The following is a 13,213-nucleotide window of genomic DNA, read 5'->3' as shown; positions in this document are numbered from 1 at the left end:
GGGATCCGTGAGCGGCTGCTGGAGGATCTGGGCCCGGTCGCTCCGGTGTCCTCCGCGGTGCCGTTCTATTCGACGGTGACCGGTGTGCGGGTGGATACGGCTGGGCTGGATGCGGAGTACTGGTACGGCAATCTGCGCAATACGGTGCGGTTCGAGGAGGTCACGCGTGGCCTGTTGGCCGAGGGGCGTTCGCTGTTCGTGGAGGTGAGTCCGCATCCGGTGCTGGCTGTGGGGGTGCAGGAGAGCATCGAGGCGGTGGGTGGTGCGGGGGTGGTGCTGGGGACGTTGCGGCGCGGTGAGGGGGGTGTGCGGCGTTGGGTGACCGCGCTGGCCGAGGCCCACGTGCACGGCGCCCCTGTCGACTGGACGCGCGTACTGCCGCAGGCCGACCCCGTCGACCTGCCGACCTACGCCTTCCAGCGCGCCCACTACTGGATGACCGACCCGCCCGAGGCGGTGGCGGCCACGAGCGGTACCACGGACGCCGACCCCGTCGAGGCGGACTTCTGGGAAGCCGTCGACCGGCTCGACTACGAGCAGGTGTCCGGCACCCTGCGCCTGGACTCACGTGACGGCCTGGAGTCCGTCCTGCCGGCGCTGGCGGTGTGGCGTCGGGATCGAGCCGAACACTCCACCGTGAACTCCTGGCGCTACCGCGAAGCCTGGCAGCCCCTCGACATCCCCCGGGCCGGCACCCTCGACGGGCGCTGGCTCCTGCTGCACACCAAGGGCGTCGACACCGACCACGCCGAACGCTGCGCCCGGGCGCTGCTGGAGGCGGGTGCGGAACCGGTCGACGTCACGGTCCCCGACGACTCCCTCGACCGGTGGGGGCTCAGCGAACTCCTGCGCGAGGCGGCCCAAGGAGCCGAGGGGGCGGACCCGGTCACCGGAGTCCTGTCGCTCCTCGCCGACGACCACCGGGCCCATCCCGAGGACGGGGCGGTGTCCGTCGGCCTCGGCGCGACCCTCACGGCCGTCCAGGCACTGGCCGACGCCGAGGTCACCGTCCCGCTGTGGTGCGTCACGACCGGCGCCGTCGCCACGCACCGCGCCGACCGGATCGTCGCCCCCGCCACCGCCCGCCTCTGGGGGCTGGGCCGGGTGGCCGCGCTGGAGCACCCCGAGCGGTGGGGCGGACTGATCGACCTGCCGGTCGACCCCGAGCCCCGGGCGACGTCCCGCCTCGCCGCCGTGCTCGCCGGCACGGAAGACCAGGTCGCCGTACGGGCCGAAGGCGTCTACGCGCGCCGCCTGCTCCACGCGCCGGCCGGCGACTCCCCGGCCGGGCAAGCGGTACCCGAGGCGGTGCTGATCACCGGTGGCACCGGCGCGCTGGGCGCCGAGACCGCCCGTATGCTCGCCCGCCGGGGCACCCGGAAGCTGGTACTGACCAGCAGGAGGGGTCCCGGCGCGCCCGGCGCCGCCGAACTGGTCGCCGAACTCGCCGACCTGGGAGCCACCGCGGTCGCCCTCGCGTGCGATGCCACCGACCGGGACGCCCTGGCCGCCCTGCTCGCCGAGCACCCGGTCACCGGAGTCGTGCACGCGGCCGGAACCGATCCGGCCCAACCGCTGGACTCCACCTCCGTACCCGTCCTGGCCGAGGGACTGAGGGCCAAGGCCGTCGGCGCCGAGCACCTCGACGCGCTCCTGCCCGACGCCGAACTGTTCGTGCTGTTCTCCTCCATCGCCGGAGTGTGGGGGAGCGGTGGCCAGGCCGCCTACGCCGCCGCCAACGCCCACCTCGACGCCCTCGTCGCGGCCCGCAGGGCCGCCGGCCGGACCGGGACCGCCGTGGCCTGGGGCTCCTGGGCCCAGATCGGCATGGCCGCCCGGGACGGTGCCGACGAGTACCTGAGGCGCCGGGGCCTGCGCCCCATGCCGCCGGGGCTGTGCGTCACCGCCCTGGAGCACGCCATCGACACCGGCGACACCTGCGTGGTCGTCGCGGACGTCGACTGGGCGCGCTTCACCCCCGCCTTCACCAGCCGCCGGCCCAGCCCGCTGCTCTCGGCCCTCCCCGAGGCCACCGAGGCCCTGACCGGGGGACCGGCCGTCGAGGACCGGGCCTCGGCCGTGCGGAGCCTGCTGGCCGGGCTGCCGGAGTCGGAGTGGGCCCGTACCGTCCTGGACCTGGTCCGCCGGGAGACGGCGGCGGTCCTCGGCTACACCGAACCGGTCGACGCCGACCGCCCGTTCAAGGACCTGGGCGTGGACTCCCTCACCGCCGTCACCGTCCGCAACCGGGTGGCCGGCGCTCTCGACCTGCGCCTGCCCACGACGCTGGTCTTCGACCATCCGACCCCCTCGGACGTATCCCGCCACGTTCTCTCGCTGGTCAGCGGCGACGACCGCGAGACCGGCACGACGGCCGAGGCGTCCGACGAGCCCCTGGCGATCGTCGGGATGGCATGCCGGTACCCGGGTGGCGCCTCCTCGCCCGAGGAACTGTGGCGGCTGGTCGCCGAGGGCATCGACGCGGTCGGCGGCTTCCCGTCCGACCGAGGGTGGCCCACCGACGACGACACGGGACCCGGCACCTCCTACACCCGCGTCGGAGGCTTCGTACACGACGCCACCTCCTTCGACGCCGACCTGTTCGGCATCTCACCGCGCGAGGCCATGGCGATGGACCCGCAGCAGCGGCTGCTGCTCGAGACCTCCTGGGAGCTGTTCGAGCGCGCCGGTCTGGGACCGCACGCCGTGCGCTCGACGCCCACCGGAGTCTTCATCGGTGCCTCGCCGTCCGGATACGGAGTGGGCGTCACCGTCCCCGGCTCCGAAGGACACTCGCTCACCGGAATGTCGGGCAGCGTCCTCTCCGGCCGGGTGGCCTACGTCTTCGGGCTGGAGGGCCCGACGCTGACCGTGGACACCGCCTGCTCGTCGTCCCTGGTGGCCCTGCACCTCGCGGCGCGGTCGCTGCGCGACGGCGAGTGCACGATGGCCGTCGTCGGCGGAGTCGCGGTGATGACCAGCCCCGGCGTCTTCTCCGAGTTCGCCAGGCAGGACGGCCTGGCCTCCGACGGCCGCTGCCGGGCGTTCTCCGCCGACGCGGACGGCACCGGCTGGGGCGAGGGGGTGGGTCTGCTGCTGGTGGAGCGGCTCTCCGAGGCGCGGCGCAAGGGGCACGAGGTCCTGGCGGTGGTGCGCGGCTCCGCGGTGAACTCCGACGGCGCGTCCAACGGGTTGACGGCGCCGAACGGCCCCTCCCAGCAGCGGGTGATCCGGGCGGCGCTGGCGACGGCCGGTCTGGGACCGCACGAGGTGGACCTCGTGGAGGCGCACGGCACCGGCACGAAGCTGGGTGATCCGATCGAGGCGCAGGCCCTGCTCAACGTCTACGGGCAGGAGCGCGACCCCGAACGCCCCCTGTGGCTTGGGTCGTTGAAGTCCAACATCGGACACGCCCAGGCGGCGGCCGGGGTCGGCGGCATCATCAAGACGGTCATGGCGCTGCGGCACGGTGTGCTGCCCCGTACCCTGCACGTGACCGACCCCACCCCCGAGGTGGACTGGACGACGGGCGCGGTCGAACTGCTCACCGAGGCCCGTCCGTGGCCGGAGTTGGACCGCCCCCGCCGAGCGGGAGTGTCCGCCTTCGGTATCAGCGGCACCAACGCACACGTGGTGCTGGAACACGCTCCCGCTCCGACCGGCTCCGCGAGCCCCGCGCGCCGGGCGGCCCCGCCCCTGGTTCCGTGGGTGCTCTCGGCCCGCACTCCGCAGGCGCTGCGGGAGCAGGCCGTCCGACTGGCCGAGCGGGTCACGCGGGACGACGCTCTCCACCCGGTCGACGTGGCGGTCTCCCTGGCGGACGGCCGGGCCCCCCTGGAACACCGCGCCGTCGCCCTGGGACACGACCGCGAGGCCCTGCTCACCCAACTCGCCGACCTCGCCGACGCCGGCCACCTGACCGTCCGCGACCTCGCCGACTCCGGCCGCCTGGCGCTGCTGTTCTCGGGTCAGGGTTCGCAGCGGTTGGGGATGGGCCGGGAGCTGTACGGGGCTTTCCCGGTGTTCGCGGATGCCTTCGACGCGGTGTGTGCGCGGGTGGATCTCGAGCGTCCGTTGCGTGAGGTGGTGTTCGGCGAGGACGCGGGGCTGCTGGAGCGGACGGTCTACGCGCAGGCCGGGTTGTTCGCGCTGGAAGTGGCGTTGTTCCGGTTGCTGGAGTCGTGGGGTGTGGCCCCGGATGTGCTGGTGGGGCACTCGATCGGCGAGCTGGCCGCCGCGCAGGTGGCCGGGGTGTTGTCGCTGGACGACGCCTGCGTGCTCGTTTCGGCGCGGGGGCGGTTGATGGACGCGTTGCCGGGCGGTGGGGCGATGCTGGCCGTGGAGGTGGCCGAGGAAGCTCTGGAGCTGCCTGACGGGGTGGACTTGGCCGCGGTGAACGGGCCCATGACGGTGACGGTGTCCGGGGAGGCGGAGGCCATCGCCGGTCTGGAGGAGCGGTTCCGGGCGCAAGGTGTGCGGGTGAAGCGCCTCGCGGTCTCGCACGCGTTCCACTCCCGCCTGATGGAGCCGATGCTGGCCGACTTCGCGGCCGTGGCGCGGTCGTTGACCTACCAGGCCCCGCGGATCCCGGTCCTCACCACCGCCCCCGGTGACCTGGCCACGCCCGAGTACTGGGTGGGCCAGGTGCGCGAGCCGGTCCGCTTCGCCGACGCGCTCGGCCGGCTCACCGGGGTGCGGACGGCGCTGGAGCTGGGCCCCGCCGGGGTGCTCTCGGCCCTGGCCCAGGAGCAGGTCGACGGCCTGGTGGCCGTCCCCGCGCTGCGCTCGGGGCACGGCGAGGCGGAGACGCTGCTGCGCGTGGTGGCCCGGGCTCACGTACGGGGCGCGGAGGTCGACTGGCCGGCGGTGACGGGTACGGGGGACCGGGTCGAGCTGCCCACCTACCCCTTCCAGCGCACCCGCTACTGGCCCGACCCCCCGGCGCCCGACGCGACCGCGGCACCGGCGCCCGCCGCCTCACCGGCGGAATCCCGCTTCTGGGCGGCCGTCGACGACGGCGACGTCGAGTCCCTGGCCGCCACCGCGGGCCTCGACCCGGCGGCGCTGGAACCCCTGCTGCCGGCCCTGTCGGCCTGGCACAGCGATGCCCGCGCGTACGAGACCGTCGGCGCCTGGCGGTACCGGATCGCCTGGAAGCCCCTGGAGGAGCCGTCCGCGGCATCCTGCGCGGGACGGTGGCTCCTGGTGGCCACGGACGACGCCGACGCGACGGTCGACGCCTGCCGCGCGGCGCTCACCGAACGGCAGGGCGACGTCGACCTGCTCCTCGTCGACGCCTCCCACACCGACGCGGAGGAGTTCGCGGACCTGCTCCGCGACTACGTCGTCCCCGGCGAACAACTCCGCGGCGTGGTCTCCCTGCTCGCCCTGGACGAGACGCCGCACCCGGACCACCCGGTGCTCACCGCCGGCCTGGCCGGCACCCTCTGCCTGCTGCACGCCGCGCTCGACGTCGACCCGGGCCCGTTGTGGACCCTCACCGCGGGCGCCGTCGGCGCGGGTGAGGACGAGGCACCGGCCAGCCCGGCCCAGGCCGCCGTGTGGGGCCTGGGCCGGGTGGCGGCGCTGGAACACCCCCGCCACTGGGGCGGTCTGGTCGACCTGCCCGCCGACGGCCTCGGTGACGACCCGGGCCTGGCCGCCCGGCTCGCGGCGACCCTGACCCGCACCGACGGCGAGGACCAGGTGGCGGTCCGGGCCTCGGCCGCCCTCGGACGACGGCTGCGCCACGCCGACCCCGTCCCCCCGCGACCCGGTACGGGATGGACACCGGACGGCACGGTACTGATCACCGGCGGCACCGGTGCCATCGGCGGCCACGTCGCCCGCTGGCTGGCGACCGAGGGCGCCGAACACCTCGTCCTGCTGAGCCGGCGCGGCCCCGACGCCCCGGGCGCCCGCGACCTCACCGGGGAACTCACCGCCCTCGGCGCCCGCGTCACCGTCGTGGCCTGCGATCTGCAGGACCGCGACGACGTCAGCCGGGTGCTCGACGCGCTGGCCGCCGACGGCGTCACCGTCCGGACCGTCATGCACACCGCCGGCCTGGGCGTGCTGGCCCCGCTCGCCGACACCGGCGTCGCGGACCTCGCCCACCTGGTCGGCGGCAAGGTCGCCGGCGCCCGTCACCTCGACGAACTGCTCGACCCCACGCGACTGGACGCCGTCGTCCACTTCTCCTCCATCGCCGCGATGTGGGGCGTCGGACAGCACGGCGGCTACGCGGCCGGCAACGCCTACCTCGACGCGCTCGCCCAGCAGCGCAGCCGGGAAGGCGCCCCCGTCCTCTCCGTCGCCTGGGGGCCGTGGGACGGCGGCGGCATGGTCGACCAGGCCGCCGTGCAACCGATGCTGCGCCGCGGCATCTCACTCCTCCAGCCCGGCCCGGCCCTGGTCGCCCTGCGCCAGGCGCTCGACGCCCGCGAACCGTCCACCGCCGCCGCTCAGGTCGACTGGGAGCGGTTCGAACCCTCCTTCACCGCGCTGCGCCCCAGCCCGCTGCTGGCCGAACTGCCCGAGGTACGTGCCCTGAGGCCCGCCGCGGCCACAGCCGCTCCCGACACGGTGCAGGACGGGTTCCGCGCCCGGCTGGCCGGGCTGTCGCCGGTGGAGCGCGAACGCGCGGCGCTGGAGCTGGTCCGCACCCACGCCGCCGTCGCGCTCGGCCACGCGCGAGCCGAGGACATCGAGCCGGAACGCACCTTCCGCGACCTGGGCGCCGACTCGCTGACCGCCGTGGCGCTGCGGGACGGGCTGGCCTCCGCGAGCGGCCTGACCCTGCCGGCCACGCTCGTCTTCGACCAGCCGACGCCCGTCGCGCTGGCGGAGCACCTGCTGGGCCTGCTGATGCCCGAGGACACCGTCGACGACCTGCCGTCGGCGGACGACCTCGACCGGCTCGAGGCGGCGCTCGCCCGCCGTTCCGGCGACGACCTCGACCGGGTCCGGATCGTGATGCGACTGGAGTCGCTGCTCGCCACGGCACGGAACGGGACCGGTACCGGTACGGCCTCGGCCGAGAGCGCCGCCCTGGCCGACCGGCTGGGAGACGCCACGGACGACGAACTGTTCGATTTGGTCGAGAGGGATCTGGGACTCAAGTGACCGCCGCCGCTCCAAGAACCCCGCGGGAGAGCACGATGACGACCGAAGCGAGCAAGAGCCCCACCGAGCACAAGCTCCGTGACTACCTCGGCCGGGCCATCGCCGAACTGCACGACACGCGCCGGCGGTTGCGCGAGGCCGAGTCGCAGGAGCACGAGCCCATGGCCGTGGTGTCGGTGGCCTGCACCCTGCCCGGCGGCGTGCGCTCGCCCGAGGACCTCTGGCGGCTGCTCGCCTCCGGCACGGACGCCGTCACCCCGTTCCCCGGTGACCGCGGCTGGGACGACGGTCCCCTGGTGGGCGCCGAGGGCATCGCGGCCCCCGAAGCGTCCCAGGGCGGCTTCCTGCACGACGCGGGCATGTTCGACCCCGCGTTCTTCGGCATCAACCCGCGCGAGGCGCTCGCCATGGACCCGCAGCAGCGGCTCGTCCTGGAATCGGTCTGGGAGGCGATGGAGCGAGCCGGAATCCATCCCGACACGCTGCGCGGCTCCCGTACGGGCGTGTTCATCGGTACCACCGGGCAGGGTTACGGCATCAACATGCAGGCGGGCATGGCCGGTACCGAGGGCTACCAGCTCACCGGCAGCGCCACCGCCGTACTCTCCGGCCGTATCGCCTACACCCTGGGCCTGCGGGGGCCCGCCGTCAGTGTGGACACCGCGTGCTCCTCGTCGCTGACCGCCCTGCACCTGGCGGCCCAGTCCATCCGCGCCGGTGACTGCTCCATGGCCTTCGCCGGCGGGGTCACCGTCATGCCGCACCCGATCGCCTTCCACGAGTTCAACCGTCAGGGCGGCCTGGCCTCCGACGGCCGGTGCAAGGCGTTCTCCGCCGACGCGGACGGCACCGGCTGGGGCGAGGGCGTCGGCGTCCTGCTCGTCGAGCGGCTCTCCGACGCCCGCCGCAACGGCCACCCGGTGCTCGCGCTGATCCGCGGCAGCGCGGTCAACCAGGACGGGTCCTCCAACGGCCTCACCGCCCCCAGCGGTCCCGCCCAGGAACGTGTCATCCGCGCCGCGCTCGACGACGCCCGCCTGACACCCGACCAGGTCGACGTCGTCGAGGCGCACGGCACCGGCACCACGCTGGGCGACCCCATCGAGGCGCAGGCGCTGCTGGCCACCTACGGCCGGGACCGGGACCGTCCGCTGTGGCTCGGCTCGCTGAAGTCCAACATCGGCCACGCCCAGTCCGCCGCCGGGGCCGCCGGTGTGATCAAGATGGTGCTGGCGATGCGCCACGGCGTGCTCCCCCGCACCCTCCACGCCGACGTGCCCACCCCGCACGTGGACTGGTCCTCGGGCCGCATCGAACTGCTCACCGGGGAACAGCCCTGGGAAGCCGGTGAGCAGCCCCGCAGGGCGGCCGTCTCCTCCTTCGGCATCAGCGGCACCAACGCGCACGTCATCCTGGAGGAAGCACCCGTCGAGGCCCCCGCCGAGGGGCCCGCGACCCGTCGGCCCGCCCCCGGCACGGTGCCGCTGCCGGTGTCCGGCCGGACCGCGCCGGCCCTGGCGGCGCAGGCCGAACGGCTGCGCACCTTCCTGGGCGACGGGGCGGGGGCCGCCACCGAACTCGTCGACCTCGCCCACTCCCTCGGCGCGACCCGCCGGTCCCACGAGCACCGCGCCGTGGTCCTCGCCACCGACCTGGCGCACGCCCGGGCCGGCCTGCGGGACGTCGAAGAGGGCCGCACCGGGCCCGACGTGCTCACCGGCGCCGTACGGCCCGGCCTGACCGCCTTCCTGTTCACCGGACAGGGCGCGCAGCACGCGGGCATGGCGCGTGACCTGTACGCCACCTTCCCGGTGTTCGCCGAGGTCTTCGACACGGTGTGCCAGAAGGTGGGCGGTGAGCGGCCTCTGAAGGAGGTCGTCTTCGAGGACGGCGCGGCACTGGACCGCACCGTCCACACCCAGCCGGCCCTGTTCGCCGTGGAGGTCGCCCTCTTCCGCCTGGCGGAGTCATGGGGCCTGCGCCCCGACGTACTGGCGGGCCACTCGATCGGCGAGCTGGCCGCCGCCCACGTCGCGGGCATCCTGTCGCTGGACGACGCCTGCCGCCTGGTCGCGGCCCGCGGCCGGCTGATGGAGGACCTGCCCGAGGGCGGCGCGATGCTGGCCGTCGAGGCGGCCGAGGGCGAGATCGAACTGCCCGAGGGCGTGGACCTCGCGGCGGTCAACGGGCCGACGTCCCTGACGGTCTCGGGTGACGCCCGCGCGATCGGCGCGCTGGAGGAACGGCTGCGCGGTCAGGGCCGCAAGGTCAAGCGGCTCGTGGTCTCGCACGCCTTCCACTCGCACCTGATGGAACCCATGCTCGCCGCGTTCGCCGCGATCGCGCGCGACCTGACCTACCACCCGCCGACGATCCCGCTGGTCTCCACCGTCGGCCCCGACAGCGACCCGACGACCTGGGAGCACTGGGTCGGCCAGGTCCGCTCGACCGTCCGGTTCGCCGACACCGCCGAGGAACTGGCACGCCAGGGCGTCACCCGGTACGTCGAGGTGGGCCCCGACGGACTGCTCAGCGCCCTGGTCGGCGCCGAGGACGACACCGCCGTCACCGTTCCGCTCCAGCGCAGGGGCCGCGACCAGACGGACAGCCTGCTGCGGGCCGTGGCGCGGCTGCACGTCGCCGGGCTCGACCCCGACTGGGCGGCCGTCCTGGAACCGTGGAGTCCCCGCCGGGTGGATCTGCCCACCTACGCCTTCCAGCGACAGCGCTACTGGCCGACCCCCACCCGCCCGGCCGACCTCAGGACGGTCGGCCTGAGCGGCGCCGGACACCCGCTGCTGGGCGCGCTCGTCTCGGTGGCCGGTGACGGGGGCCTCGTGCTCACCGGCCGGCTGTCCCGCACCACCCACCCCTGGCTCGACGACCACCGTGTGCTCGGTGCGGTACTCGTCCCGGGCACCGCGCTCGTCGACCTCGCCCTGCACGCCGGCAGCCAGGTGGGCTGCGCCGTGGTGGACGAGCTGACCCTGGACACCCCGGTGCACCTGCCCGAGTCGGGCGGTCTCCGGATCCAGGCGGAGGTGGGCCCCCCGCTCGCGGACGGCTCCCGGGAGATCGCCCTCTACACCCGCCCCGACGAGGCCGACGGGATCGTGGGCACCGACGGCGGCTGGGTCCGGCACGCCACCGGCGTCCTGGCCCCCGCCCGTCCGACGGCTGGCGACACCCTGGCCGAGTGGCCGCCGCGCGACGCCGAACCGGTGGCACTGGACGACTTCTACGCCACCGCGGCGGCCGCCGGCCTCGACTACGGGCCCCTCTTCCAGGGCCTGCGCGGCGCCTGGCGCGCCCCCGACGGCGCGGTGTACGCCGACGTGGCGCTGCCCGTCGTGGCCGACGACGCGGCCGCCCCGGACGCCGGGGGCTTCGACCTGCACCCCGCCCTCTTCGACGCGGCCCTGCACTGCGCGGCCCTGAGCGGCCCCTCGCAGCAGGACCCGGCCGTCCGGATACCGTTCAGCTGGTCCGGCGTCACCCTGCACGCCAAGGGCGCCACCGCCCTGCGCGTACGCCTGACCCCCACCGGTACGGACGCCGTCTCGCTCGAACTCGCCGACCCGACGGGACGGCCGGTCGCCTCCGTGGAGTCCCTGGTGCTGCGTCCGGCGGCGCCCATGGAGGGCCGGATCCCGCCCGACACGCTCTTCCGCGTCGAGTGGACCGCCCTGCCCGCCCCGGGCCCGGCCGCCCCGTGGACGGTCGTCACCGGCGCGAAGGGACTGACGGCCCTGGCCGAGCCGCCCGCCCTGGTGGCCGTCCACACCGACACGGACCCCGGGGACCCCGACGGCCCGGTGACGCTGGACGGGCCCGCCGCGGTCCGCCGCGCCGCCCACCGTGCCCTGGAGTATGTGCGGACCTGGCTCGCCGACGAGCGCTTCGCCGCCTCCCGTCTCGTCCTGCTCACCCGAGGCGCCGTGCCCGCCGGGGACACCCCGGTCGACCCGGCCGCCGCCGCGGTGTGGGGGCTGGTGCGCAGCGCGCAGACCGAACACCCGGGACGTTTCGTCCTGCTCGACCTGGACCCGTCCGAAGGCTGCACACCGGTCACCGGCCTGACGGAGGCCGACGAACCCCAACTCGCCCTACGCGACGGCCGGTTGTGCGCGCCCCGTCTCGTCCGCGCCGCCGTTCCCCCCGTCGCGCCGGACCCGGCTCAGGCGCACGGCACGGTACTCGTCACCGGTGGGACCGGCGTCCTGGGCGGCCGCGTCGCCCGGCACCTGGCCACCCGACACGGTGTCCGCGACCTGCTGTTGGTGAGCCGACGCGGCCCCGAAGCCCCCGGGGCCGACGAACTGATCGCCGAGCTGGCCGCCCTGGGGGCCCGCGCCCGTGCCCTCGCCTGCGACGCGGCGGATCGCGAGGCGCTCGCCGAGGTACTCGCCGGCATCCCCGCCGACCGGCCGCTGACCGGGGTGGTGCACGCCGCCGGCATCGTGGACGACGGCGTGGTCACCTCCCTGACCCCCGACCGGCTCGACGCGGTGCTGGACGCCAAGGCGGCCTCCGCGCTGCACCTGGACGACCTGGTCGGCGACGTCTCCCTGTTCGTGCTGTTCTCCTCCGCCTCGGCGACCTTCGGGTCCCCCGGCCAGGCCGGCTACGCGGCGGCGAACGCGGTCCTGGACGCCGTCGCCCGCCGCAGGCCGGGCGCCGTCTCCGTCGGCTGGGGCCTGTGGGCGGAGACCTCCGGCATCTCCGCCGGGCTGGACGAGACGGGACGGGCCAGGATCCGGCGGGTGGGCTCCGCGCTGGCCACCGACGAAGCACTGGCCGTCCTGGACGCCGTCCGGACGGGCGACACCCCGCACCTGGTCGCCCTCCGCCTGAACCTCGCCGAGCTGCGGGAGGCCGCGGACCGTGACCCGGCCGGGGTGGCGCCCCTGCTGCGGGGTCTGGTCACCCGCCGCGTCCTGCCCGAGGTGGGGCGTGCGGTGCGCGGTGCCGCCTCTCCGCTGGGCGAGCGCCTCGCCGGCCTCGGGGAGGCCGAACGGACCGAGCTGCTCACCGAGGTGGTGCGGTCCGAGGTCGCCGGTGTCCTCGGGCACACCGGCGCGGAGCCGATCGAGGACCACAAGCCGTTCAAGGATCTGGGCTTCGACTCGTTGACCGCCGTGGAACTGCGCAACCGGCTCGGCGCCGTGACGGGTCTGCGGCTGCCCGCGGGTCTCGTCTTCGACCACCCCTCCCCGCAGGCCCTGGTGGCCCACCTGCTGCCCCGCCTGATCGGGGCGGACACCGCGGCGCCGGTGCGGGCCGACCGCACCGTCGGCAGCGACGAGCCCATCGCCATCGTCGGGATGAGCTGCCGCTACCCCGGCGAGGTGAACAGCCCCGAGGACCTGTGGCGCCTGGTGGCGACGGGCTCCGACGCCATCGGTCCCTTCCCGGACAACCGCGGCTGGGACACCACGGCCCTCTACGACCCCGACCCCGACGCGGCCGGCAAGTCCTACGTCCTCCAGGGCGGCTTCGTGCACGACGCGGACCGCTTCGACCCCGTGCCCTTCGGCATCTCGCCACGCGAGGCGCTGGCGATGGACCCCCAGCAGCGGCTGATGCTGGAAGCCTCCTGGGAGGCCTTCGAACGGGCCGGACTCGACCCGACCTCGCTGCGCGGCAGCTCCACCGGAGTGTTCGCCGGACTCATGTACCACGACTACGGTGCCACCGTGACCGTGCTGCCGGAGGGGGTCGAGGGCTACCTCGGCACCGGCACCGCCGGCAGCGTGCTGGCCGGCCGGGTGTCCTACACCTTCGGACTCGAAGGCCCGGCCATGACCGTGGACACCGCCTGCTCGTCGTCCCTGGTCACCCTGCACCTGGCCTGCCAGGCGCTGCGCAACGGCGAATGTGACATGGCGCTGGCGGGCGGCGTCACGGTGCTCTCCACCCCGGGCGTCTTCGTCGACTTCAGCAGGCAGCGCGGCCTCGCCTCCGACGGCCGCTGCCGCTCGTTCTCCGCGGACGCCGACGGCACCGGCTGGGCCGAGGGCGTGGGTGTGCTGCTGGTGGAGCGGCTCTCGGACGCCGTCCGCAACGGGCACGAGGTCATGGCGGTGGT

2 protein-coding genes are annotated in these 13,213 nt (G+C 75.1%); both read left to right on the top strand.

Annotation, left to right across the window (positions count from 1 at the left end; all coding sequences use genetic code 11):
* Nucleotides 1-3 precede the first annotated feature (3 nt).
* On the top strand, nucleotides 4-7,125 hold the full coding sequence (locus ACZ6EG_RS33865; RefSeq protein ID WP_469610455.1) for a type I polyketide synthase: 7,122 nt from the start codon (nucleotides 4-6) through the stop codon (nucleotides 7,123-7,125).
* A gap of 98 nt (nucleotides 7,126-7,223) precedes the next feature.
* Nucleotides 7,224-13,213 (top strand): type I polyketide synthase (locus tag ACZ6EG_RS33860; RefSeq protein ID WP_469610452.1); only part of this gene is annotated, 5,990 nt, incomplete at its 3' end.

This window comes from Streptomyces sp. NPDC041968 (assembly GCF_055589025.1).
This window is presented reverse-complemented; position numbering and strand designations above follow the sequence as displayed.